Genomic DNA, 24,126 nt, shown 5'->3' on the forward strand with positions numbered 1-24,126 from the left:
TTGACCCGGGCGCGGCGCTTTTGCGGCCAAGGGGTGTTAACCATTCCCGGCGGCGGTGCAGGGGGGGGGGCGGCGTCAGGCCAGGGCGGCCAGGGACACCAGCGACAGGATGCTGGTCCAGATGATCACCGGGGCGATGGCATCGGTGCGCACGCCGTGCAGCATGGCCAGGGCAAAGGCCATGGCCCCCGAGGGCCCCGCGGCATTGAGAATGAACAGCCGGTTCCAGTCTTCGGGCAGCGGCGCCAGGTGCAGCGCGCCCCAGACCAGCAGCGGAAAGGCGACAAGTTTGATCGCCGACAGGCCGATGACGGTCGGGCCGGGGATCAGCGCATGACCGGACAGGATCACGCCAAGGGCGAACAGTGTCAGCGGCGCGGCCCCGGCGCCGGCAAAGGCCATGGCCGTCAACAGCGGGGCGGGCAGGGACAGGGCCAGCAGGTTGGCGGCAATGCCGATGGCAATGGCGATCAGCACGGGGTTTGACCCAACCCGGCGCAGCGCAGCGGCCGGGCTTGCCTGCCTGTTGGCCATCAGGTCGGTGGTCACGATGAAGAAGGCAAAGGAAACCGAGGCATCCCAGGCGACGATGGCGGTGATCGGAAGGGCGGCGGCCTCGCCATAGATCAGGAAGGAGATCGGATAGATATAGAGCAGCGAATTGACGAAGACGGTCGCCATGGCCAAAAGCCAGCTTTCCAGATGCGCGCGGCCAAAGATCCGCCGCGCAACGCCATAGGCCAAAGCAAAGGTGACGACCTGGCACAGCGCGTATAGCCCCAGCGCATCAAGGCGCAGGGCGCCCAGATCGACCCGCGCGATCAGCGGCAGGATCAGCGCCGGTTGCAGCACCAAAAAGGCGACGCGGTTCAGCGCGGCGGCCTCGTCCCGGCTGACCTTGCGCATCCGGCCCAGCACAAAGCCAAGCGCCAGCATGGAAAACACCGGCAGGATGTCATGGGTCAGGATATGCAGCATCTACGCGACTTTCCGGACGCCCCGGCTGGCCCCTTGCGTGACCAGCGGCCCGCCCTCCAAGCCACGCCGCGCCGACCTCACCTTTGGCGCCGCGCCATGAAGGCCAGCCGTTCGAACAGGTGCACGTCCTGTTCGTTCTTCAGCAGCGCCCCGTGCAGTTTCGGCAAGGCATTGGCCCCGTCGCGGCGCAGGTCTTCGGCGTCCAGGTCCTCGGCCAGCAGCAGCTTGAGCCAGTCCAGCACCTCGCTGGTCGACGGCTTCTTCTTCAGGCCCGGCTGTTCACGCAATTCATAGAACTGGGTCAGTGCGGTGGTCAGCAGGGTTTCCTTGATTCCGGGGTGGTGCACCTCGACGATCTTGCGCAGCACATCGGGTTCGGGAAACTTGATATAGTGAAAGAAACAGCGCCGCAAAAAGGCGTCGGGCAATTCCTTTTCATTGTTCGAGGTGATGATGACGATGGGGCGGTTGACTGCCTTGATCGTTTCTCCGGTCTCGTAGACGTGGAATTCCATCCGGTCGAGTTCCTGCAGCAGATCGTTGGGAAACTCGATATCGGCCTTGTCGATCTCGTCGATCAGCAGCACCACCTTGCCCGGCGCATCAAAGGCCTGCCACAGCTTGCCCTTGCGGATGTAATTGCGCACGTCGTTGACGCGTTCGTCGCCCAGCTGGCTGTCGCGCAGGCGGGACACGGCGTCATATTCATACAGGCCCTGCTGCGCCTTGGTCGTCGACTTGATGTTCCATTCGATCATCGGCAGTCCCAGCGCGCCCGCAACCTGCCGCGCCAGCTCGGTCTTGCCGGTGCCCGGCTCGCCTTTTACCAGAAGCGGTCGTTCCAACGTCACGGCCGCATTGACCGCCATCGTCAGGTCATCGGTTGCGACATAGCTTTCGGTTCCTTCGAATCGCATCAAGGCGTTCCTCACGATTGGTTTCAGAACAAGCCCCGAAAACGCCAGATTTTGGCGCTATTGTGTAGTGACATCCCCGGGGGCTTGCTTTAATTGCACGGCACAGGGGTGCCAGATATCTGAGGAAATTACCATGACGGATATTGGCTTTGACGAGGAAGCGAAGATGAAAGCCGAGAGTTTTCTTCCCGATGACTATCGTCCAGCCGAGGATGAGCCTTTCATGAATGAGAAGCAGCTGGAGTATTTCCGGCGCAAGCTGATCATGTGGAAGCACGAGATACTGGAAGACAGCCGGGATACCATCGAGGCGCTGCAGGAAGGGACACGGAACATTCCGGACGTCACCGACCGTGCCAGCGAAGAAACCGACCGCGCGTTGGAACTGCGTACACGTGACCGCCAGCGCAAGCTGGTCGCCAAGATCGATTCGGCCCTGCGCCGCATCGACGATGGCGAATATGGCTATTGCGAAGTGACCGGGGAACCGATCAGCCTGAAACGGCTGGACGCGCGCCCGATCGCAACCATGAGCCTTGAGGCGCAGGAACGTCACGAGCGCCGCGAAAAGGTGCACCGCGACGACTGATCGCCGGGCGGGCGCGGCGACAAGGCGCAGCGCGCAGATGCAATTTGCAGGGCGCCGGGGCTTTCGCTCCGGCGTTTTTGCGTCAAGAACAGGCGCATGAACATGGACGACAGGCATATCACGGTCCTGGGCGGCGGTATCGGCGGGCTGGCCGCGGCGCTGGCCTGCGCGCGGCGCGGTGCCGCGGTGCGGGTGCTCGAACAGGCCGAGGCGATCTCCGAGGTCGGGGCAGGCATCCAGGTCAGCCCCAACGGCCTGCGGGTGATCGAGGCGCTGGGGCTGGGCGCGGCGTTTCGCGACATCTCGGTTCGGGGCAGGGCGGTCGTGCTGCGCGATCATGCGCAGGGCCGCGAGGTGCTGCGGCTGGATCTGGGGCGGCTGCCGGCCGGGCAGGACTATCGCTTTGTGCATCGCGCCGACCTGATCGAGCTTTTGGCCGAGGCGGCGCGCGAGGCGGGGATCAAGGTGCGGCTGCTGCAAAAGGCGGTCAGCGTGACGGCCGGTGCCCCCGCCATGGTCGATCTGGCCAATGGCGACCGCGTCGAAGAGGCGCTTATCCTTGGCGCCGACGGCCTGCATTCGGTCGTGCGCCCGGCGCTGAATGGCGTGGCCAAGCCCTTCTTTACCCGTCAGGTCGCATGGCGCGCCATCGTGCCCAACGTCACCGGCCACCCCGACGAGGCATGGGTGCACATGGGGCCGGGGCGCCACGTCGTCAGCTATCCCCTGCGCGGCGGTGACTGGGTCAACCTGGTCGGCGCCGAAGAACGCCGCGACTGGGCGCCCGAAGGCTGGGCGCACCAGGGCGATCCGGACGCGATGCGCGCGGTCTTTGCCGGTTTTGGCGGGCCGATTCGCGCGCTGCTGGAGCAGGTCGGGCAGGTCGGGGTCTGGGGGCTGTTCCGCCATCCGGTGGCACAGCGCTGGCATGGCGCGGGGCTGGCGCTGCTGGGCGATGCGGCGCATCCGACACTGCCGTTCCTGGCGCAGGGCGCGAACATGGCGCTGGAAGACGCCTGGGTGCTGGCCGATTGCCTGGCTTCGCACCCCGATCAGGATCAGGCGCTGGCGCAATACCAGGCGCGGCGCCGCCCGCGGGTGTCGCGGGCCATCGCCACGGCCAATGGCAATGCCTGGAAATACCACCTGCGCAACCCGCTGCTGCGCGGCGCGGCGCATCTGGGGCTGGGCGTCATCGGACGCATGGCGCCGGACCGCATGCTGCACCAGTTCGACTGGCTGTATGCCCATGACGTGACCGCCCCCTAGGCCAATACCTTGGAAGGGGGAGACGCCGCCGCCAGACGTGCTAGAACATCACGCAAGGAGGAGTGGCGGATGGATCGATTTGACGGAATTCCCGAACAGGCGCTGGCCTGGCACCAGGCCGGGCAGGGGGCGGCGCTGGCCACGGTGATCGAAACCTGGGGCTCGGCGCCGCGGCGCGTCGGCAGCCAGCTGGCGATCTCGGGCAGCGGCCAGATCGAAGGCTCGGTCTCGGGCGGCTGCGTCGAAGGGGCGGTGATCGTCGAGGCGCTCGAGGCGCTCGAAGACGGCGGCGCGCGCGAATTGGAGTTCGGCGTTTCCGATCAGGATGCCTTTGCCGTCGGGCTGGCCTGTGGCGGCACCATCCGGGTGCTGGTCGAACCGGTCGGACAGGCGCTGCCCGCCGAGGTGCTGGCGCAGCTGTGCCAGGCCCGCGCCAGCCGCGAACCGGTGGCCTATATCGCCGATCTGGACAGCGGTGCGCGCCGGCTGGACCGTGACGGCCACGCCGACCGGTTCCGCATGGACCGATCGGGCTTTGAACCGGACAGCCGCGTCTTTGTCGCCATCCACAACCCGCCGCTGCGGCTGATCACGGTGGGGGCGGTGCATATCGCGCAGGCGCTTTTGCCGATGGCGCGCATCGCGGGCTATGATCCGGTCATCGTCGACCCGCGCGAGGCCTTTGCCTCGCCCGAGCGGTTCCCGGGCGAGACCATCCTGCATGACTGGCCCGACGAGGCGCTGGACAAACTGGGTCTGGATGCGCGCACCGCGCTGGTGCTGCTGACCCACGACCCCAAGCTGGACGACCCGGCGCTGCACCGCGCCCTGCGCGCGACCTGTTTCTACATCGGGGCGCTGGGGTCCAGCCGCACCCACGCCAAACGCGTCGCGCGCCTGCAAGAGGCGGGCTTTGACGACGACCAGATCGCGCGCATCCATGGTCCCATCGGGCTGGATATCGGGGCCTCGGGGCCTTCGGAAATCGCCGTGTCGGTGCTGGCGGAAATGACCCGCGTGCTGAGGAAGGGCGCATGAAGTTCGGCGCCGTCGCGCTGAAGGATGCGTTCGGCGCGGTGCTGGCCCATTCCGTGGCGCTGGACACCGGACGCCTGCGCAAGGGCCGGGTGCTGTCAGAGGCGGATATCGCCCTGCTGCGCGCCGAGGGGCGCGACACCGTCACCGTCGCCCGCCTTGAACCCGGCGATGTGGCCGAAGACAGGGCCGCCGAACGGCTGGCGCAGGCGCTGGTCCCCGATCCGGAACGCGCCGGGCTGCGGCTGGGCAAGGCGGCGACCGGCCGTGTCAACATCCATGCCACCGGCCCCGGTGTGGTCGAGGTGCTGGCCGACCGCATCCATGCGCTGAACGCCCTGCACCCGATGATCACCGTGGCCACCGTGCCGCAATGGCAGCGGATCGAGGCGCGCGGCATGGTCGCCACGGTCAAGATCATCGCCTATGCCGTCCCCGAGGCCGCGCTCGAGGCGGCCTGCCTGGCCGGGCAATCGGCGCTGCGCCTGCGCAGCCCGCAGGCCAACACCGCGGACCTGATCCAGACCAGCACCGATGCCGCCGAAAACGGTGACAAGGGCCATGCGGTCACGCGCGCACGGCTGGAGCGGCTGGGTGTGGAACTGGGCGACAAGCAGATCGTGCCGCATGACACCGACCGGCTGGCGGCGGCGATCCGGGCCAGCACGGCGGATGCGATCCTGATCCTGACCGCCTCGGCCACCTCAGACCTGCATGACGTCGCCCCCGAGGCGCTGCGCGCGGCGGGCGGCACGGTGGTGCATTTCGGCATGCCGGTCGATCCCGGCAACCTGCTGTTCTTTGGTCATCTGGGCGCGCGCCCGGTGATCGGCCTGCCGGGCTGCGCCCGCTCGCCCGCGCTGAACGGGGCCGACTGGGTGATGGAACGGCTGCTGTGCGGCGTGCCGGTCCGCCCCGGAGACATCGCGGCCATGGGCGTGGGCGGATTGCTCAAGGAGATCCCCCAGCGCGGACGGCTGCGCGAGGCGGGCTGACCCGCCAGCTTGGGCGCAAGGGGGCTGCGGCCGGGCAGGGCGCAAAGAAAAACCCGCCGGAGTGCGGCGGGTTTCTATGTCTGTCATGGTCTGGCGCTTACTTGGACAGCGGGCCGATCATCATGACCATCTGGCGGCCTTCCATCTTCGGCATGTTTTCGACCTTGCCGATTTCCTTGACGTCCTCGGCAACCCGTTCCAGCAATTCGCGGCCCAGGTTCTGGTGCGCCATTTCGCGGCCGCGGAAACGCAGGGTGATCTTTACCTTGTCGCCGTTTTCCAAAAAGCGGAAGACGTTGCGCATCTTGACCTCATAGTCATTGGTATCCGTGTTGGGACGGAACTTGACCTCTTTGACCTCGATGATCTTCTGCTTCTTGCGGGCTTCGGATTCGCGTTTTTGCTGTTCGTACTTGAACTTGCCGAAATCCATGATCTTGCAGACCGGCGGGTTCGCGTTGGGCGAAATCTCGACAAGGTCGAGCCCGGCTTCTTCTGCCATGTCCATGGCGCGGGCAGGTGTCACGACACCTACGTTTTCACCATCAGCGCCAATAAGGCGGATTTCAGGGGCCCGGATGCGTCCATTGATGCGGGGTCCTGTGTCACGCTGGGGGGGCGCGTTGTGCGGTCTACGGGCTATGGGTTTGCTCCTGATGATTTCCGTTGAACGATTTGATGCGCAAACTAGACTTGCCCGAGAGCCGATTCAAGCGGCATTTCAGCCAAGATGGGCCGTTTGAGGCAGCTTTCCCCTTGCAGTTGCAGCATTCGGAGGTCACATCAGGCGTCGATTGGCCCGTGGCACCTCCGCCAGGGCCTCAAGAAGGGTGTGAAGGAAGAGTCATGAGAAATCTGATCCTTGCAGGTGTTGCGGCGGTTGTCGCGATTGTGGGCTATATTTGGTACACTGGCCAGACGCCGGAACAGGCCGTCGAACAGGCCGGCGAGACGATCGGCGCCCCCGAGGCGCTGGACAGCGCCACCAGCGCCGTCGGCGAGGCCGCTGATGCCGCTGCCGAAGCCGCCGAAGGCGCGGTCGAAGCCGTCGAAGAGGCCGCCGAAGCGGCTGAAGCGGCTGTCGAGGAAGCGGTCGAGGCCGCAGGCGAAGCGGTCGACGCGGCGGGCGAAGCGGCGGGCGATGCCGTCGAGACCGCGACCGAAGCGGCTGGCGAGGCTGTCGATGCGGCAACCGAAACCGCTGCGGCGGCTGCGGATGCGGCGGCGGATACCGCCACTGCAGCGGCTGAGGCCGTGACCGAAACCGCTGGCGCCGCCGTCGAAGCTGCCGAAGGCGCTGTCGAGGCCGCTGCCGATGCGGCGGGCGATGCCGCCGCGGCTGCCGTTGAAACCGCGACCGAAGCGGCCAATGCCGCCGCGGACGCCGTGACCGGCGCTGTCGAAGGCGCCGAGCAGGCCGGGACCGAAGCGGCGCAAACCGCAACCGGCACGGCCAATGCCGCTGCCCGGACCGCCACGGAAACCGCCGAGGCCGCTGCCGATACGGCTGCTGCTGCTGCCGACACTGCTGCGGAGGCCGCTGATACGGCTGCCGACACCGCTGCCGATGTTGCGGATGCAGCTGCCGACACCGCTGCCGATGTTGCGGATGCAGCTGCTGACACCGCTGCCGATGCTGCCGATGCGGTTGCCGATACCGCTGCCGAAGCAGAGGCCGCCGTTGAAGGCGCCGCCGATGCGGCAACCGATGCCGCTGCGGACACCACCGCCGAGGCAACCGCCTCGGCCGAGGCTGCCGCGGATGCAGCGGGCGAGGTGTCGATCACCGAACTGCTGACCGTCGAAGGCTTTGATTACGACAAGGTTGTCGAATACATCGACAACTCGGAGTTGAACATGCTGGCCAAGAACGTCGCCAAGACCGGGCTTGAGCAGGCCAAGGACAATCCCGAGGCGCTGCAGGGTGTTCTGGACAAGCTGAAGGAAACGCTGGGTCTGTAAAGAACCCGGCCGTTTTCGGCATTCGGGCCGCGGGGGAAACCCTGCGGCCCTTTTCTTTGGGGCCGTCCTGGCGCCGGACAAAGGAAAGGGCGGGTCGAAACCCGCCCTGCCAAAAATATTCACGGTCTGGCCGGCTTGCGCCGCGAGTCCTGTAGGGCGGGGCGATGCCCCGCTGCCCGCCGGCGTCAGTCCAGAAAGGCCTTTTCCACCACGTAATGCTTGGGGTCGGAATTGGCGCCTTCCTCAAGACCGAATTCCTCCAGCATTTCCTTGAGTTCAAGGTTGAAGGCCAGGTTGCCGCAGATCATCGCCCGGTCGGTTTCCGGGGTCAGCGGCGTCACGCCAAGATCGGCAAAGGCCTCACCCGAGCGCATCAGGTCGGTGATCCGGCCCATCTTGGCGCTCTCTTCGCGGGTCGTGGTGGGGTAATACTTGATCTTCTTCCAGAAGCCTTCGCCGATCACCTCGTTCAGCAGCTCGTCTTCCTTGAGGCCCTCGATCAGCTCGGCACCATAGGTCAGCTCGGCGGCTTCGCGGCAGGTGTGGGTGATGATCACCTCGTCGTAATCCTCGTAGGTCTGCGGTTCGCGCAGCAGGGATGCAAAGGGCGCAAAGCCGGTGCCGGTGGCAAAGAACCACAGGCGCTTGCCCGGCAGCAGCGCGTCATGCACCAGCGTGCCGACGGGTTTGGGGCGCAGGATGATTTCATCGCCCACCTTGATGTGTTGCAGGCGCGAGGTCAGCGGGCCGTCGGGCACCTTGATCGAATAGAACTCCAGCTCTTCGTCCCAGGACGGCGAGGCGATGGAATAGGCGCGCAGCAGTGGTTTTTGCTTGCCGGTCTTGGGATCGGGATCGCCCATCAGGCCGATCATGACGAATTCACCCGACCGGAACCGCATGGTCGCGGGCCGCGTGCAGCGGAAGGAAAACAGCCGGTCGGTGTAATGTTTGACCTCGGTGACGGTCTGCGCGTCGGGGATGGCCAGTTTCTTGGCCTCGGGGGCCTTGGTCGCTGTGCTTTGGGTCACGGGCTTCAACTCTGTCATGGTCTCTCTTGCCGGTCTGGATAACCGACACCTTGGATTTAGCTTTGATCTAGGTCAGGAAAAAGGCGGCATGGGCGCGCGGGGGCCATTTGCCGCCCCGCACGCGCCCGGACCGCCCGGGAAATCAGCCGCGCATGCGGGCCTGGTAGTCGTTGTGCTGCCAATCGGCGCGGAAAACCCATTGGTCCTGGGGTTGGCGTTTGGCAAGGGTGTCGTCGATCTCGACCTCGTCGAAACCGGCGCGGCGGGCCATGGCGTATTGATCGGCGATCACATGGCCGCGCGCCCGCAGCCGCCCCTTGTAGCCGCGCATGCGCAACAGCCGGGCCAGGGTAAAGCCCCGGCCATCGGCAAAGCTGGGGAAATCAATGCGCACCAGCGGGGCATCAGGGGCCGTCAGGGTATTGGGATCGGTGTCCGAGGCCAGATCAAGGATCTCGCCGTCATAGGTGTCTGCGGCAAAGCCGGTATCGGTGACGATGGGCATGTCATGGGTCCTTTCGGGAGAGGCGGGTTGCAACCCGCCCTATGTTTTCTTGCGTGCGGCCACGCCGTTGACAAAGTGGATGCCGCATTCTGTCTTGTCCTGGTTGCGCCAGCGCCCGGCGCGCGGGTCTTCGCCCGGGGCGACCTTGCTGGTGCAGGGCGCGCAGCCGATCGAGGGATAGCCCTGCGCCACCAGCGGGTGCTTGGGCAGGCGGTTTTCCTCCATGTAGGCGCGGGTGTCTTCGGGGCCCCAATGCGCCAGCGGATTGACCTTGATCCGGCCGGTGGCCTCCTCCAGCTCAAAGAACTCCATCTCGGCGCGGGTCTTGGCCTGATAGCGTTTGCGCCCGGTGATCCAGCCGTCAAAGCCGTCCAGCGCCTGTTGCAACGGCTCGGTCTTGCGCAGGGCGCAGCAGGCGTCGGTGTCGGACAGGCGCAGCGCGCCGTAGGGGTCGCGCTGGTCCAGCGTTTCCTGCGCGGTGCGGATGATGCGCAGGTTGCTCAGGTGCAGCCGTTCGGCGAGCTCCTGCTGATAGGCCAGGGTTTCGGCAAACAGCAGGCGCGTGTCGATGAACAGCACCGGCGTCTTGCGATCAACCATGGCCACAAGGTGCAAGAGCGCCACGGATTCCGCCCCGAAGGACGACACCATGGCGATCTTGCCCGCCTCGGGATCGCGCAGCGCCCCTTCGAGCACCGCCGTCGCCCCGTGGTGGCGATAGCGCACGTTCAACGCCGCGACGCGCGCGCGCAGGTCCGCCAGATGATCCGGCTGAACCGTTGCTGCGCCTTCGGCGAGAGTATTTTTGCCAAGAAGAAGCGACATGGCGCTGTCCTTACTCGGCCGCGACGCGCGATTGTTCGCTGTCGTAAAGCGCGGCCTTGAAGGGGGCCATGCCAAGACGGCGATAGGTTTGCAGGAAGGTTTCGGCGGGGTCTGTGCGATGCTCCAGGTAGGCGCCGACCAGCCGTTCGATGGCCGGGACGATTTCGTCATAGCCAAAGCCGGGGCCGGTGCGCTGGCCAATGGCCGCGTTTTCGGTGTGATCGCCGCCAAGGGTGATCTGGTAGGTTTCCACCCCCGCGCGGTCGAGACCAAGGATGCCGATATGGCCCACGTGATGGTGCCCGCAGGCATTGATGCAGCCCGAAATCTTGATCTTGAGATCGCCGATGTCGTTCTCGATCTTCAGCTCGTCAAAGCGGGTGGCGATCTGCTGGGCGACGGGGATCGAACGCGCGGTGGCCAGCGCGCAGTAATCCATGCCGGGGCAGGCGATGATATCGCTGATCTTGCCGATATTGGCCGTCGCCAGTCCGTGCGCCTTGAGCCGGGCGTGGATTTCCGGCAGGTCGGATTTGTGCACATGCGGCAGGATGACGTTCTGTTCGTGGCTGATGCGCAATTCATCATGCCCGAATTCTGACGCGATATCGGCCATCACGCGCATCTGCTCGGCCGTGGCGTCGCCGGGGGTCTGGCCATGCGCCTTGATGCTGATCTGCGCGATGGCATAGCCGGGCGCGCGGTGCTGCGCCAGGTTGGTGTCGGCCCAGGAGCGGAAGACCGGATCGGCCTCATAGGCGCGGTCAAAGGCATCGGTCGGTGCGTTGCGAAACGCGGGCGGGGCAAATTGCGGTTTGATCTGCTCGAAGATCGCAAGATCGGCGCCGTTGAAGGCCGCGCGGGTTTCCTTGAACCGCTCTTCGACAAGCCCGCGGATCTGTTCGATCCCGTGTTCGTGCACGGTGATCTTGATGCGGGCCTTGTATTTGTTGTCGCGGCGGCCCAGCAGGTTCCAGACGCTGACCACGGCCTCGACGTAGGGAAGCAGTTCTTGCTGGCTGACAAAGTCGGCCAGTTCCTTGCCGATCATCGGGGTGCGACCAAGGCCGCCGCCCACCAGCACGCGATAGCCGATGCGGCCATCTTGCTCGACGACCTGAATACCGATGTCATGGGCCTTGATCACGGCGCGGTCGTTCGGGCTTCCGGTGACGGCGATCTTGAACTTGCGCGGCAGGAACTGGAATTCGGGGTGGTCGGTGGACCACTGGCGCAGCAGCTCGGCCACCGGGCGCGGATCGGCGATTTCATCGGCGGCGGCGCCGGCGAAATGGTCGGCGGTCACGTTGCGGATGGTGTTGCCGCTGGTCTGGATGGCGTGCATCTCGACCTCGGCCAGCGCGTCCAGCATGTCCGGCACGTCGGGCAGTTTCGGCCAGTTGTACTGGATGTTCTGGCGCGTGGTGAAATGGCCATAGCCCTTGTCGAACCGCTCGGCCAGATAGGCCAGCTGGCGCATCTGGGCGGAATTCAGCGTGCCATAGGGGATGGCGACGCGCAGCATGTAGGCGTGCAGTTGCAGGTACAGCCCGTTCATCAGGCGCAGCGGCTTGAATTCATCCTCGGTCAGGCTGCCGTCGATGCGGCGTGCGACCTGTTGGCGGAACTGGCGGTTGCGCTGCGCGACAAAATCGGCGTCAAAATCGTTGTAACGGTACATCAGACGCGCTCCTCTTGTTTGCCGTGGGCATAGTTCGACGGGCCGGTGCGGCGGAAATCCTCGCGGAAATGCGTCGGCTCGGGGCCCTTGTCGCCCTTGGCGACGTCGGCGAGGTAAACGCCGACCGCCTCGTGGTGGCGCTGGCTGGCTTCGATCAGGCGCAACTCGGCGTGGGCCTCGTCGGTCAGGATCTCGGCGCGGGCCAGATCGCGGGTCCAGTCGTCATTGGCGGTCAGGTAGATCACGTCGCCTTCGATCAGGGCGTTGGCGGTGATGACTTTGGGGGTAAAGGCGCGGGGCATCAGGACACCTCTTGTTTGCGGATTGCGGGAAGAGCCTGCCGCGCGGCGCGCGGGGCAAGGCCGAAAAGGGTCAGGGCAGGGCCGCTCAGATCGGCCTGGGCCAGATCCTGGGCCAGTGTGCCCAAAGTCGAGGCCACGATACGCTGGTCCGCGCGCGAGGCGTTTTCGACAAAGGTGACGGGCGTGTCGGCCGATGCGCCGTGCATCATCAGGCGGCCCTGGATGAAATGCGCGGCCTTCTTGCCCATGTAGATCGCGGCGACCTCGCCGGGGCGGGCCAGCGCGCGCCAGTCCTGATCGGCAAAGCCTTCCATGACGTGGCCGGTCAGAATGCGCAGGCTGGCGTTGCGGCCGCGCTTGGTCAGCGACTGGCCGATCGCCGCGACCGAGGCCGAGGCGGCGGTGATGCCGGGCACCACGCTCCAGCCGATGCCCTCGGCCTCCAGTGCCTCGATTTCCTCGTCGAGGCGGCCAAAGATCGCCGGATCACCGCCCTTCAGGCGCAGCACGCGGGCGCCGGACAGGGCATGAAGCACCAGCAGGCGGTTGATGTCCTGTTGCGTCATCGAGGGGCCGAACCCCTCTTTGCCGACGCTGACCAGGTGTGCATCGCGATTGGCCAGGGCCAGGATCTCGTCGCTGACCAGCCGATCGTACAGGATGACCTCGGCCTCGGACAGGGCGCGCGCGGCCTTGAGCGTCAGCAGATCGGCGTCACCCGGACCTGCGCCGACAAAACAGACCTGCCCGGCCGGAACGGTTGCGGGGCGCAAAGGGGCGGGGCGGAGCGTGTCGGTCATGTCAAAGCCTTTCAGTCAGCGCTTTCTTCCCCTGCAATATAGGAAATTGTCCCTAACAATGGCTATATGCTTGCCAATATAAGGACATATGTTCTATTCAGGTGGCGGTTTCGGGGCGTTTTCCCAGCCGCCATGCGAAATAGGAACAAAGATGAAGATCGACGAGATAGACCGGAAAATCCTTCGCGAATTGCAGCGCGATGCGGGGCAGTCGCTGGACGAGATTGCCAAGACAATCGGGTCGTCCAAGACCCCGGTGTGGAACCGAATCCGCAAGATGCGCGAGGCCGGGGTGATCGGTCAGCAGACCGTTCTGCTGGACGCCGAGGCGCTGGGATTCGAGGCGACGTTTTTCGTGCTGATCCGCACCTCGGAACACGAAGCCGACTGGCAGGCGGCCTTTCTCAAGGCGTTGCGCGACCGCCCCGAGGTGCAAGAGGCCCACAGGCTGGCCGGGGACATCGACTATATCCTCAAGGTGCGCGTCAGGAATGCCCGCGCCTATGACGTGTTTTACCAGGCGCTGATTTCCGAGGTGAAGGTGCACAACGTCACGGCGCTTTTGTCGATGGAGGAAATCAAGGCGACGACGGTTCTGCCGTTGTAGGCGGCGGACCGCCTCCGGCGGGAGTATTTTGGCCAAGAAGAAGCAGGGGTCAGCTGTGTACCGTCAGCCGGTCCAGCCCGTGGAAATGGTAGAGGTTGGCGTATTCGGGCGGCTGTGTCAGGCGCAGCCCGGGGCAGCGTTCGAACAGGATCGGCAGGGCGATCTGCAGCTCGAGCCGCGCCAGCGGCGCCCCGACGCAAAAATGCAGCCCGCCGCCAAAGGCGAGATGCGCCGTTACCGGGCGCGCCGGGTCGAACCGGGCGGGATCGGGCCAGACCGCCGGGTCGCGCCCCGCCGCCCCAAGCAGCAGCGCCACCTGGTCGCCGCGCCGAAAACGGTGGCCGAAAACCTCAAGCTCTTCATAGGCGTAGCGGGTAAACATATGCAGCGGCGGGTCATGGCGCATGATCTCTTCGCTTACCGGCTCGGCATTGGCGGGTGTGACCGGCGTGCCGGTTTCAAGCAAGGCCTTGATGCCGTTGCCCATGGTGTGGACCGTTGCCTCGTGCCCGGCGTTCAGCAGCAGGATGCAGGTGGTGATCAGCTCGTCGGTCGACAGTTTTTCACCCTGTTCCTCGGCGGCGATCAGGTGGCTGATCAGGTCATCGGCGGGGGATTTGCGGCGCTCGTCGATATAGCGGCGCATGAAGTCCGAAAACGCGGCGGCGGCGCTGGCGGCGGCCTCTTCGATGGTGCGGTCGCGGCGCGCCTGGTAGAGCGCGACCATGGCGTTCGACCAGCGCAGCAGTTGCGGCGCCATGTCCTGCGGCACGCCCAGCAGGCGGCAGATGACGATCACCGGCAGGGGTTGGCAATAGCGGGTCAGAAGGTCGAATTCGCCGCTTGGGAAGGCCGCGATCAGCTCATGCGCCAGAGTTGCGATTTCCGGCCCCAGCGCGGCAATCCGGCGCGAGGTGAAGGCGCGCAGCACCAGCCCGCGCAGCCGGGTGTGGCGGGGCGGCTCCAACTCGAGCATCGAATGGGCTTCGACGGCATAAAAGGGGCGCAGGTGGTCGGGGATGGGTTGGGCGAGTTCGGCCGGGATCTCGCGGCCGAAGCGCCGGTCGCGCAGCAGCGCATGCACCGCGCGGTGCGAGGCGGCGCAGGGCATGGCGTATTCCTCCCACCAGGTCAGATCGCCAGCCTCGCGCAGCTGGTCGTAGAACGGATAGGGGTTCTGGACAAACCCGGGATTTGTGGGGGATTGGGACAGGCGCTGCATGGGCATACAGTGATGCGGGCGCGCAGGCGACGCAAGAGGGGGATCGCCCCCGGAGGATTTCCGAATTAGAAACAGCGTCATGGTAAGCAAACCGATCACACGCGGGCTCGTCGCGCTGGTGTCCCTTGCGGCGGTGGCCGGGCTGGGCTGGGGGGTCTGGCGCTATGGCTATGCCCAGGCGCTGGATCAGGTGTCGGCGCGGGCGGCGTCCGACCTGGCGCTGGCCTCGGACCGGCTGGTGACCGAGCTGAAGCGCTATCGCATGACGGCGGTCCTGATGTCGGATCACCCGGCACTGGCGGCGCTGCACGCGGGCGGCAGCAAGGCCGAGGCCGACGCGCTGTTGCTTGAAACCGTCGACAAGACCGGGGCGCAGAGCGCCTTTTACCTCGATGCCTCGGGGCGGGTTCTGGCCTCGGCCAACGGGCGGGCGCCCGATGGGATTGCGCAAAGCGGTTATTTCGGGCGGGCCTTGCAGGGCGCGCTTGGGGTGGCGCAGGGTACGGACCTTGGCTTTGGCAGCCGCACTTATGTCCATGCCGCGCCATCGTTCGAGCCGGGCGGGGCGGTGCGCGGCGTGCTGGTGGTGGCGGTGGATATCGACGATCTGGAGGAGGACTGGCGCGGTTCGACCCCGGCGGTGTTCTTTCGCGACGCGAATGGCGCGATCTTTGTCACCAACCGGTCCGAGCTGCTGTTCTGGCAGGTCGGCCCGCAGGGGATGGCCCCCCCGGGACAGGCGGTGCGGCCGGTGGCGACGCATCTTGTCGGGGCGCACGAGGTCTGGACCCAGAAGCTGAGCCCCTATGTGCCGGAAATGGCGCTGCACCTGTCGCAGGATCTGCCGGTGATCGGGCTGACGGGCGATGTGCTGGTTGACGTGGCCCCGGCGCGGCGGCTGGCGGCGCTGCAGGCAGCGTCGGTCGCGGCGCTGTGCCTGTTTTTCGGGGCGCTATTGTTGATGGCGACGGCACGGCGGCAGGCGTTGACCCAGGCCAACGCGGAATTGGAGGGACATGTGCGGGCGCGCACGCAGGATCTGACCGACGCCAACGTCGCCCTGCGCCGCGAGGTGCGCGAGCGAATGGAGGCCGAGGCCGCACTGAAGCGGGCGCAGGACGATCTGGTGCAGGCCGGCAAGCTGAGCGCCCTTGGCCAGATGTCCGCGGGGATCAGTCACGAGCTGAACCAGCCGCTGATGGCGATCCGGCAGTTTGCCGAGAACGGCGCGGCCTTTCTGGAACGCGGCAACACGCGGGCGGCGGCGGATAACCTTGGCCGGATCTCGCAGCTGGCGGCGCGGGCCGGGCGGATCATCAAGAACCTGCGGGCCTTTGCGCGCAACGAAAGCGAGCCGATGGGCAAGGTCGATCTGGTGGCGGTGATCGACACGGCGGTCGAACTGACCGAGGCGCGTCTGCGCGGCGAGGGGGTTGCACTGGACTGGCAGCGCCCCGAGGCGGCGGTCTTTGCGCTGGGGGGCGAGGTGCGGCTGAGCCAGGTTTTCGTGAACCTGATCAACAACGCCGCCGATGCCATGGCGGGGCAGTCGGACAAGCGGATTTCGATCGCGCTGGAGGCGGCAGAGCGGCTGACGGTGCTGGTGCGCGACACGGGGCCGGGGATTGCCGACCCCGAGCGGATATTCGAGCCGTTCTATACGACCAAGCAGGTTGGCGGCGACGGCATGGGGCTGGGGTTGTCGATTTCCTACGGGTTGGTGCAGAGTTTCGGCGGCAACATTCGCGGCAGCAATGCGCCGGGAGGCGGGGCGATGTTCACGGTGGATCTGGATTATTGGCGCGAGGAGGCGGCGGCATGAGGATGGTGTCCGGCGCTCGTTCGCGCGGCGAACATCGCCCCGCCCGCCATCCCGCAGGTGGGGGCCAGCCCCCGGCGCGTTCCGCGCCCCCCCGGGATATTTTGGGCAATTGGAAGGGCAAGCGGGGGCAAGCGGCATGATCCGGCGGGTGTTGTTGGTGGATGATGACCAGGCGGTGCGCGAGGCGCTGCGCCAGACCCTGGATCTGGCCGAGTTCGAGGCGGTGACGGCCGGGTCCTTTATCGAGGCCAAGGACCACATCCGGGCGGGCTTTGCCGGGGTGGTGTTGTCGGATATCCGGATGCCGGGGCGCGACGGGTTTCACCTGCTGGATTACGCCCGCGCCCAGGATGCGGATCTGCCGGTGATCCTGTTGACCGGCGAGGGGGATATTCCCATGGCGGTGCGGGCGATGTCGCAGGGCGCCTTTGATTTTCTGGAAAAGCCCTGCAGTCCCGGCGATCTGCTGCGGGTGTTGGAGCGGGCTTTGCGGACGCGGACGCTTGTTCTGGAGAACCGCGCGCTCAAGCAGCAGCTGGAGGCGGGGGATCCGGCGGATCGTCTGATCTTTGGTCAGTCTGACCTGGCCGAGGGGTTGCGGGCCAATGTGCGCGCCGCCGCGCGGGCCGGGACCGAGGCGCTTGTGACCGGCGCGCCCGGCACCGGGGTGTCGAAGGTGGCCGAGGTGATCCATCTGAGTTCGGCCCGTGCCAAGGGCCCTTTTGAAAAGCGCGCCGCCAGTGGGCTGAGCCGTGACAGCCTGAGCGCGCTGTGGGAGGCCAGCGAGGGTGGCACCGTGTTCCTGAACGAGATCGGGGCGCTGCCGGTCGATGCGCAGCTGGCGCTGATCGATCTGATCGAAAGCGGCGGCGCGGTGCTGGTGGGCGGCAGCACCGAGGACCTGGCCGAGGCGGCCGAGGCGGGGCGCTTTTCGGCCGATCTGTTCTATCGTTTGGAAGTGTGCCGCATCCACATTCCGTCGCTGTCCGAGCGCCCCGAGGACATCCCCGTCCTGTTTCGCCAATATGTCGCGCAGGCGGCCGAGCAATCGGGCATTGCCGCGCCCGACGTCACGCCCGAGCATCTGGCCGCGCTGATGGCGCAGGACTGGCCCGGCAATGCGCGGTCCCTGATGTCGGCGGCCATGCGGTTTGTCCTGGGCATGCCCGAGGACCTGTCCAGGGCGCGCGACCTGGGGTTGGCCGAGCAGATGGCGCAGGTGGAACGGTCGCTTTTGGCGGCGGCGCTGGGGCGGCACAATGGCAAGGCCGCAGAGGCGGCCAAGGCGCTGAAGCTGCCGCGCAAGACGTTTTACGACAAGCTGGCCAAGTACGGGCTGCGCCCCGAGGATTTCCGGCGCTGAGGATTCGCCCCGTTGTGCGGATTTTCGCACGTCAGGCGCTAACATTTGTGCGGGATTTCGCACAAAACTGCGGCGCCGGGGCCGGGGGCGATGCGCGGATTTCCGCCAATGCCCTGAAAACCCGGCACCTTTTGGCGCCGATGCTGAATTTTCAAGCGGGGACTTGCGCGGGAAGGGCGGCTCACGCTCTTGTGACGGCATCGGGCACCCTGAGGAGGCGTGCCCTGCACATTCAAAAAGTATCTGGGAGGATACCCATGAAAAAGTTTCTGATGTCCGCCGTGGCGGCAGCCGCGCTGATGACCGCCGCCACCGGGGCACAGGCCGCCTGTGACGATGGCGAGATCGTCATCAAGTTCAGCCACGTCACCAACTCGGACAAGCACCCCAAGGGTCTGGCCGCCTCGCTGCTGATGGAGCGCGTCAACGAAGAGATGAACGGCAAGGCCTGCATGGAGGTTTTCCCGAACTCGACCCTGTACAACGATGACCAGGTGCTCGAGGCGATGCTGAACGGCGACGTCCAGCTGGCGGCGCCCTCGCTGTCCAAGTTCGAACAGTTCACCAAGCAGTTCCGCATTTTCGACCTGCCCTTCATGTTCAAGAACATCGCTGCTGTCGACGCCTTCCAGACCTCGGAAACCGGTGTTGCGATGAAGGAATCGATGACCCGCCGCGGCCTTCTGGGCCTGCAGTTCTGGCACAATGGCATGAAGCAGATGTCGGCGAACAAGCCGCTGGTCCTGCCAACCGACGCCGCTGGCCTGAAGTTCCGCGTTCAGCCTTCGGACGTGATCAAGGCCCAGATGGAAGCGATCGGCGTCAGCCCGCAGCCGATGGCCTTCTCCGAAGTTTACGGCGCGCTGCAGACCGGCGTTGTGGACGGTCAGGAAAACACCTGGTCCAACATCTATGGCCAGAAGTTCTTTGAGGTGCAGGACGGCACCACCGAGACCAACCACGGCATCATCGACTATATGGTCGTGACCTCGACCGACTGGTGGGACAGCCTTCCCGAGGACGTGCGCACCCAGCTGGCGACCATCCTCGAAGAGGTGACCGTCGAGCGTAACGCCGCCGTCGGCCAGGTCGATGCGGATGCCCGTCAGGCAATCCTGGATACCGGCGCAACCATCGTCGAGCTGAACGCCGAACAGCGTCAGGCCTGGGTCGATGCAATGAAGCCGGTGTGGGAGCAGTTCCGCGACGACGTCGGCCAGGAAAACATCGACGCGGCGCAGGAATTCAACGCCGCCAACTGATCCCGGCCTTGCCGGATGTCCCGGCCCCCTGCAATACGCCTGGGGGCCGGGCACCTGTTCCCGCAGCCATTGCCGGCCATCATGGCCGCCGGTCTGCCGGGCTTTCCAATTCCTCGCGCAATTGCCGGCCTGTCCGGATGGCTTCGGCCCCGGGTCCCGCATTGCACCGTTCATCCGCTAACAAGGGAGAGGGGCCATGTCTGCGCACCACTCATCACCTTCCCTGCTCGGCGGCTTCATTGACGAGCTGGAAGAAACCGTCATCGCCATCATCCTTGGGCTGATGACACTGATCACCTTCGTCAACGTCGTCCTGCGCTATGGCTTCAACACCGGATTCATCTGGGGGCTCGAGGCCGTGACCTTTCTCTTTGCATGGCTGGTCCTGTTCGGGGTCAGCTATGCGGTCAAGAAGACGGCCAACCTTGGCGTCGATGCCGTGCTGAACATCATGTCTCCTCCGGTGCGCCGCGCCATGAGCCTGACCGCCGCCGCGATCTGCATCTTTTACGCCTTCTTGCTGTTCAAGGGGGCCTGGGACTATTGGGCCAACTTCGCCAACCTGCCGCAGACCACCGGCCGCTGGTTCCCCACGGGGTTCGAGGAAATGACCCGCACCTCGTACCGGTCCTGGTACGAAGTGGTCGACATCCGGATGCCGGAGTGGCTGCGCTTTATCGAACCCTGGATCAACGAAGGCGAAGCCTATGAAAAGATCCCGCGGTTCATTCCCTACGCGATGCTGCCCTTCGGGACAGCCCTGTTGCTGCTGCGCTTTTGCCAGGCCGGGTGGCGGATCTGGACCGGCGATGCCGAAAGCCTGATCGTCAGCCACGAAGCCGAAGACGCGGTGAGCGATGTCGCCCACCTGAACAAGGAGGACTGAGGTCATGGACGTTTTCATCCTGTTTGCCATGATCGTCGGCCTGATGCTGATCGGCGTTCCGATTGCGGTCAGCCTGGGCTTTTCCTCGATCATCTTCCTGCTGGTGCTGTCGGAAACCTCGCTGGCCTCGATTGCGCAAAGCTTTTTCCAGGCGATGGCAGGGCATTATACGCTGCTGGCGATCCCCTTCTTCATCCTTGCCTCGTCGTTCATGTCGACGGGCGGGGTGGCGGCGCGGATCATCCGGTTCTCGATTGCCATTGTCGGCCATCTTCCGGGCGGCCTGGCCATTGCGGGCGTCTTTGCCTGCATGTTGTTCGCGGCGCTGTCGGGATCGTCGCCCGCAACCGTGGTGGCCATCGGGTCCATCGTGATCGCCGGGATGCGGCAGGTCGGCTATACCAAGGACTTTGCGGCGGGCGTCATCGCCAACGCGGGCACCCTTGGCATCCTGATCCCGCCGTCCATCGTGATGGTGGTCTACGCCTCGGCCACCGATGTGTCGGTCGGCCGGATGTTCCTGGCCGGTGTCATCCCGGGCCTGATGGCGGGTACCATGCTGATGACGACGATCTATGTCATCGCCGTGGTCAAGAACCTGCCAAAGGGCGAATGGAAAGGCTGGGGCGAGGTCGCCCAGTCGGGCGGAGACGCGATCTGGGGGCTGTTCCTGATCGTCATCATCCTGGGCGGCATCTATGGCGGGATCTTCACCCCGACCGAAGCCGCCGCGGTGGCCGCGGTCTATGCCTTCCTGATCGCGAACTTCATCTACCGCGACATGGGCCCGCTTGCAGGCAAGGACGGCGCGCCGAACCTGAGCCTGTTGCGCAAACCCATCGCGCTGGTCACTGCCTTCTTTCACAAGGACACAAAGGACACCCTGTTCGAGGCGGGCAAACTGACCATCACGCTGATGTTCATCATCGCCAACGCGCTGATCCTCAAGCACGTGCTGACCGATGAACAGATCCCGCAGCAGATCGCGGGCATGATGCTCAGCGCGGGCTTCGGGGCGGTTATGTTCCTGGTGATCGTCAACGTGATCCTGCTGATCGGCGGTCAGTTCATGGAACCCTCGGGGCTGATCGTGATCGTGGCGCCGCTGGTCTTCCCGATTGCGATCGAGCTTGGGATCGACCCGATCCACCTGGGCATCATCATGGTGGTGAACATGGAAATCGGGATGATCACACCGCCGGTGGGTCTGAACCTCTTCGTGACCTCGGGCGTTGCCGGCATGCCGATGATGCGCGTGGTCAAGGCCTCGCTGCCCTTCCTCGCGGTGCTCTTCGTCTTCCTGATCATGGTGACCTACATCCCGATCCTGTCGACCTGGCTGCCCACGACCTTCATGGGGCCAGAGATCATCACGAAATAGCGCGGGGGCGGGTTGAAACCCGCCCTACACCAAAAATCAAAGGCGGCGCTCCGATCCGGGCGCCGCCTGTCTTGTTTTCTGTCGGATGCCTCCGGCGGGAGTATTTCGCCCAAGAAGAAGGGCAGGGGTCTTTGTGCTTCTTCTTGGTCTCAATACTCCGGGGGTTTGGGGGCTGGCCCCCAATCGGGGCGGTTCAATCCGTGCTGGCGTTCAGGGCCTGGATGATCGGCACGAAATCCGCGGCCTTCAGCGACGCGCCGCCCACCAGTGCGCCATCGACGTTGGACACCGCAAAGATCTCGGCCGCGTTCGACGGCTTGACCGATCCGCCATACAGCAGCCGGACCGAGCGGCCGACCCCCGCGCCAAAGCGGCGTTCCAGTCTTGCGCGGATGAAATCATGCACGTCGCCGATCTGGTCGAGGGTGGGCACCTTGCCGGTGCCGATGGCCCAGATCGGTTCATAGGCGACAACCAGGCTGTGGCCGGTGGCGCCATCCGGGATCGAGCCTGCGAGCTGGCCGCCGATGATGTCCAGCGTGTTCTGCGCATCGCGTTCCGCCAGGCTTTCACCGACGCAGACGATGGCTGTCAGACCGGCATCCCAGGCGGCGCGGGTCTTGTCGCGCACGTCCTCGTTGTGCTCATCATGGTCCTGGCGGCGTTCCGAGTGGCCCAGGATCACATAACGCGCGCCAGCGTCGTGCAGCATGTCTGCCGCGAGATCGCCGGTATGGGCGCCCGATGGCTTGGCATGGCAGTCCTGCCCACCAATCGCGACGCCGGCCTCGTTCTGCGCAGCTTCGGCCAGCAGTGTGGCGGGGGGGCAGATCAGCACTTCGGCACCGCCCTTGGCGGCCTCGGCCATGGCGGCGATTTCGGCCAGCGCGGCGCGGGTGCCGTTCATCTTCCAGTTTCCTGCGGCAAGTTTGCGTCGCATCGTCTCTCCCTTTCGCGGTTTGGGGTATCATCGCGGGGGACGGCGCGGCGTCAAGGCCGCTTGCACGGGGCGCGGCGTTCTGACAAGGGGGACCTGAGTTGACCAAGGGGGCAAAGATGATCCCGAGACTGGACGCCGCAAAGATCGTGGCCCGTGATCCCGAGACGCTGGACCAGTTGCGCGACGGCGCCGAAAGCATCGGCTTTCTGACCGTGCACAACACCGGCATCAGCGCCGCGCGCATGCGTTTTGTGCTGGCGGCCTACCGCGCCTTTTTCGACCTGCCGATGGCGGAAAAACAGGCGGTGGACATGGCCGTGACCGGGGCCAACCGGGGCTGGGGCGCGCCGGGGTCCGAACAGGTCGACCCGCAGGCCAACCCCGATTACAAACAGGTCTTTGATTGCGGGTTCGAGGCGCCGGACACCGGCCTTGCGGTCTATGCGCCCAACCTCTGGCCCGACCGCCCCGAGGGTTTTCGCGAGGTGATCGAGGCCTATTACCGCGATGCGCTGGCCGTTGCGATGACCCTGCTGCGCGGCGTCGCCGAGGCGATCGGCGAGGATGCGCATTATTTTGACGACAAGTTCGACCAGCCCATGGCGCTGCTGCGGGGCAACTATTACCCACCGCGCCCCGATTGGGCGGGCGACAAGGATTTCGGCATCGCGGCCCATACCGATTACGGCTGTCTGACCCTGTTGGGCACCGACGGCGTGGCCGGGCTTGAGGTGTTGAACCGCGATGGCGACTGGATTGCCGTGCAGGCGGGGCCGGGCGATTTCGTGATCAACTTTGGCGAAATGCTGGAAATGTGGACCAAAGGCCGGGTCAAGGCGACCTTGCACCGGGTCAGGGGATCGGCCGAGGAACGGATTTCCGTGCCGCTGTTCTTCAACCCCAACCATGACACCAACGTCGCGCCGATGGGGTCGGGTCAGGTGATCCTGGCCGGGGCGCACCTGCAAAAGCGGTTCAACGAAACCTATCTGCACATGAAAAAGACCGGCTGAACGCCGGGCGGTCCGTCACAGGTGGCGCAGCGCCTCGCGGGCGAGGGCGGCAGCCTCGGCCGGGTCGTCCTGTGCCTCGGGTGGCAGGGTCCAGTAGGGCATCGAGGTGGGCGAGCCGTCCTTGCGGGTATAGGCCCAGCGGGTGCAGCCCATCGCTTCGAGCCGGGGAATGAAATCACCCGCGCCCTTGATCATGATCGTGCCGTCGGAATGGACAAGGGCAAAGATCGTGCCCTCGTGGTACAGGCACAGCCCGCCCATCATGCGCCGCGTGGTGATGTCCCCCAGCTCGCTGAACAGATCCTTGGCGAATTCGATCTGATCGGCGGACAGGCCCATCAGCCCTGGCCCTGTTCGGCGCGCAGGGCGTCTATGTGCTTGAACTTGATGGATTCGCCGCAGCCGCAGGCGTCTTCGACGTTGGGATTGCGGAACTTGAAGCCCGATTCCAGCAGGCTGGTTTCATAGTCGATTTCGGTGCCGAACAGGAACATCTGCGCCATCGGTGCAATCAGCACCCGCGCGCCATCCTGTTCCACCACCTCGTCATGCGGATCGGCGGCGTCGACATAGTCCATGGTATATTCCATGCCCGCGCAGCCGCCCTTCTTGATGCCAATGCGCAGCCCGTGACGCGAATCCCGCTCCATCAGCTTGCGAATCTGCTTCACCGCCGGGGCGGTGATGGTCACGGCCTGTTTGCCGGGAATGCTGAACATGGAATACCTCTTTTGTCCTGCC

The 24,126-nt window shown here is 65.4% G+C and carries 25 protein-coding genes; 12 read left to right on the forward strand and 13 right to left on the reverse strand.

All coding sequences use genetic code 11. The features are described from left to right. Positions 1–75 precede the first annotated feature (75 nt). Both QF118_RS11700 and QF118_RS11705 read right to left on the reverse strand, forming a co-directional pair. A complete protein-coding gene (locus tag QF118_RS11700) occupies positions 76–978 on the reverse strand; it encodes an AEC family transporter (RefSeq protein WP_282299237.1) in 903 nt (300 codons plus the stop codon). 77 nt (positions 979–1,055) lie between these two features. After that, a complete protein-coding gene (locus tag QF118_RS11705) occupies positions 1,056–1,895 on the reverse strand; it encodes an AAA family ATPase (RefSeq protein WP_282299238.1) in 840 nt (279 codons plus the stop codon). 166 nt (positions 1,896–2,061) lie between these two features. Between QF118_RS11705 and dksA the strand changes: the two genes are divergently transcribed. From dksA to QF118_RS11725, 4 genes are all read left to right on the forward strand, one after another. After that, positions 2,062–2,484 carry an RNA polymerase-binding protein DksA gene (gene dksA, locus QF118_RS11710; RefSeq protein WP_282302470.1) on the forward strand — a complete coding sequence of 141 codons (423 nt, stop codon included), beginning with the start codon at positions 2,062–2,064 and terminating at the stop codon, positions 2,482–2,484. Between the two features lie 96 nt (positions 2,485–2,580). Next, positions 2,581–3,753, forward strand: coding sequence for an FAD-dependent monooxygenase (locus tag QF118_RS11715; protein WP_282299239.1), 1,173 nt, complete (start codon positions 2,581–2,583; stop codon positions 3,751–3,753). Between the two features lie 69 nt (positions 3,754–3,822). Beyond that, entirely contained in the window at positions 3,823–4,791 is a 969-nt protein-coding gene (locus QF118_RS11720; protein WP_282299240.1) for an XdhC family protein, read from the forward strand. After that, entirely contained in the window at positions 4,788–5,783 is a 996-nt protein-coding gene (locus QF118_RS11725; protein WP_282299241.1) for a molybdopterin-binding protein, read from the forward strand. Before QF118_RS11720 ends, QF118_RS11725 begins: the two co-directional genes overlap by 4 nt. 97 nt (positions 5,784–5,880) lie before the next feature. On the opposite strand, the gene infC is transcribed toward QF118_RS11725, so the two are convergent. Then, the gene (gene infC / locus QF118_RS11730) at positions 5,881–6,492 is read right to left on the reverse strand and encodes a translation initiation factor IF-3 (RefSeq protein WP_449441509.1); all 612 of its coding nucleotides are present in this window, start codon (positions 6,490–6,492) and stop codon (positions 5,881–5,883) included. A gap of 137 nt (positions 6,493–6,629) precedes the next feature. Between infC and QF118_RS11735 the strand changes: the two genes are divergently transcribed. After that, positions 6,630–7,745, forward strand: a complete 1,116-nt coding sequence (locus QF118_RS11735) for a hypothetical protein (protein ID WP_282299242.1) — start codon at positions 6,630–6,632, stop codon at positions 7,743–7,745. Positions 7,746–7,930: 185 nt separating this feature from the next. Here the strand turns inward: QF118_RS11735 and QF118_RS11740 are convergent, their stop codons facing one another. From QF118_RS11740 to cobA, 6 genes are all read right to left on the reverse strand, one after another. Next, positions 7,931–8,794 (reverse strand): ferredoxin--NADP reductase, encoded by an 864-nt coding sequence (locus QF118_RS11740; protein WP_282299243.1) that lies wholly within the window; start codon positions 8,792–8,794, stop codon positions 7,931–7,933. Positions 8,795–8,918: 124 nt separating this feature from the next. Beyond that, entirely contained in the window at positions 8,919–9,281 is a 363-nt protein-coding gene (locus QF118_RS11745) for a DUF934 domain-containing protein (RefSeq protein WP_282299244.1), read from the reverse strand. A gap of 39 nt (positions 9,282–9,320) precedes the next feature. Further along, on the reverse strand, positions 9,321–10,106 hold the full coding sequence (locus QF118_RS11750) for a phosphoadenylyl-sulfate reductase (protein WP_282299245.1): 786 nt from the start codon (positions 10,104–10,106) through the stop codon (positions 9,321–9,323). A gap of 10 nt (positions 10,107–10,116) precedes the next feature. Further along, complete coding sequence (locus tag QF118_RS11755) at positions 10,117–11,787, reverse strand: nitrite/sulfite reductase (protein ID WP_282299246.1); 1,671 nt, start codon at positions 11,785–11,787, stop codon at positions 10,117–10,119. Further along, positions 11,787–12,089 carry a DUF2849 domain-containing protein gene (locus tag QF118_RS11760; RefSeq protein WP_282299247.1) on the reverse strand — a complete coding sequence of 101 codons (303 nt, stop codon included), beginning with the start codon at positions 12,087–12,089 and terminating at the stop codon, positions 11,787–11,789. Before QF118_RS11760 ends, QF118_RS11755 begins: the two co-directional genes overlap by 1 nt. Next, complete coding sequence (cobA, locus tag QF118_RS11765) at positions 12,089–12,889, reverse strand: uroporphyrinogen-III C-methyltransferase (RefSeq protein WP_282299248.1); 801 nt, start codon at positions 12,887–12,889, stop codon at positions 12,089–12,091. Before cobA ends, QF118_RS11760 begins: the two co-directional genes overlap by 1 nt. Positions 12,890–13,040: 151 nt before the next feature. Between cobA and QF118_RS11770 the strand changes: the two genes are divergently transcribed. Beyond that, on the forward strand, positions 13,041–13,496 hold the full coding sequence (locus QF118_RS11770) for an Lrp/AsnC family transcriptional regulator (RefSeq protein ID WP_282299249.1): 456 nt from the start codon (positions 13,041–13,043) through the stop codon (positions 13,494–13,496). Between the two features lie 49 nt (positions 13,497–13,545). Here QF118_RS11770 and QF118_RS11775 read toward each other — a convergent pair whose 3' ends face one another. Then, positions 13,546–14,718: a cytochrome P450 gene (locus tag QF118_RS11775; protein WP_282299250.1), complete on the reverse strand. Its 1,173-nt coding sequence runs from the start codon at positions 14,716–14,718 to the stop codon at positions 13,546–13,548. Positions 14,719–14,797: 79 nt separating this feature from the next. On the opposite strand from QF118_RS11775, the gene QF118_RS11780 reads away from it, so the two are divergent. The 5 genes from QF118_RS11780 to QF118_RS11800 all read left to right on the forward strand — a co-directional run bounded on the left by QF118_RS11780 (position 14,798) and on the right by QF118_RS11800 (position 21,432). Next, on the forward strand, positions 14,798–16,540 hold the full coding sequence (locus tag QF118_RS11780) for a sensor histidine kinase (protein ID WP_282299251.1): 1,743 nt from the start codon (positions 14,798–14,800) through the stop codon (positions 16,538–16,540). 136 nt (positions 16,541–16,676) lie between these two features. Then, positions 16,677–17,903, forward strand: coding sequence for a sigma-54-dependent transcriptional regulator (locus tag QF118_RS11785; protein WP_282299252.1), 1,227 nt, complete (start codon positions 16,677–16,679; stop codon positions 17,901–17,903). A gap of 257 nt (positions 17,904–18,160) precedes the next feature. Next, positions 18,161–19,165 (forward strand): DctP family TRAP transporter solute-binding subunit, encoded by a 1,005-nt coding sequence (locus QF118_RS11790; RefSeq protein ID WP_282299253.1) that lies wholly within the window; start codon positions 18,161–18,163, stop codon positions 19,163–19,165. Positions 19,166–19,361: 196 nt separating this feature from the next. Beyond that, entirely contained in the window at positions 19,362–20,051 is a 690-nt protein-coding gene (locus QF118_RS11795) for a TRAP transporter small permease (RefSeq protein WP_282299254.1), read from the forward strand. 4 nt (positions 20,052–20,055) lie between these two features. Beyond that, positions 20,056–21,432, forward strand: coding sequence for a TRAP transporter large permease (locus QF118_RS11800; protein ID WP_282299255.1), 1,377 nt, complete (start codon positions 20,056–20,058; stop codon positions 21,430–21,432). Between the two features lie 193 nt (positions 21,433–21,625). Here QF118_RS11800 and tpiA read toward each other — a convergent pair whose 3' ends face one another. Continuing rightward, positions 21,626–22,372 carry a triose-phosphate isomerase gene (gene tpiA, locus QF118_RS11805; RefSeq protein ID WP_282299256.1) on the reverse strand — a complete coding sequence of 249 codons (747 nt, stop codon included), beginning with the start codon at positions 22,370–22,372 and terminating at the stop codon, positions 21,626–21,628. Positions 22,373–22,488: 116 nt separating this feature from the next. Here tpiA and QF118_RS11810 point away from each other — a divergent pair, with 116 nt between their 5' ends. Beyond that, the gene (locus tag QF118_RS11810; RefSeq protein WP_282299257.1) at positions 22,489–23,385 is read left to right on the forward strand and encodes an isopenicillin N synthase family dioxygenase; all 897 of its coding nucleotides are present in this window, start codon (positions 22,489–22,491) and stop codon (positions 23,383–23,385) included. 15 nt (positions 23,386–23,400) lie between these two features. Here QF118_RS11810 and QF118_RS11815 read toward each other — a convergent pair whose 3' ends face one another. Together QF118_RS11815 and QF118_RS11820 are read right to left on the reverse strand one after the other, a co-directional pair. Continuing rightward, positions 23,401–23,724: a TfoX/Sxy family protein gene (locus tag QF118_RS11815; protein ID WP_282299258.1), complete on the reverse strand. Its 324-nt coding sequence runs from the start codon at positions 23,722–23,724 to the stop codon at positions 23,401–23,403. Next, the gene (locus QF118_RS11820) at positions 23,724–24,104 is read right to left on the reverse strand and encodes a HesB/IscA family protein (protein WP_282299259.1); all 381 of its coding nucleotides are present in this window, start codon (positions 24,102–24,104) and stop codon (positions 23,724–23,726) included. The genes QF118_RS11815 and QF118_RS11820 overlap by 1 nt, the downstream gene beginning before the upstream one ends. Positions 24,105–24,126 lie beyond the last annotated feature (22 nt).

Origin of the sequence: Tropicibacter oceani (genome assembly GCF_029958925.1) — a bacterium.
In the GTDB taxonomy this organism is placed as follows: domain Bacteria; phylum Pseudomonadota; class Alphaproteobacteria; order Rhodobacterales; family Rhodobacteraceae; genus Pacificoceanicola; species Pacificoceanicola oceani.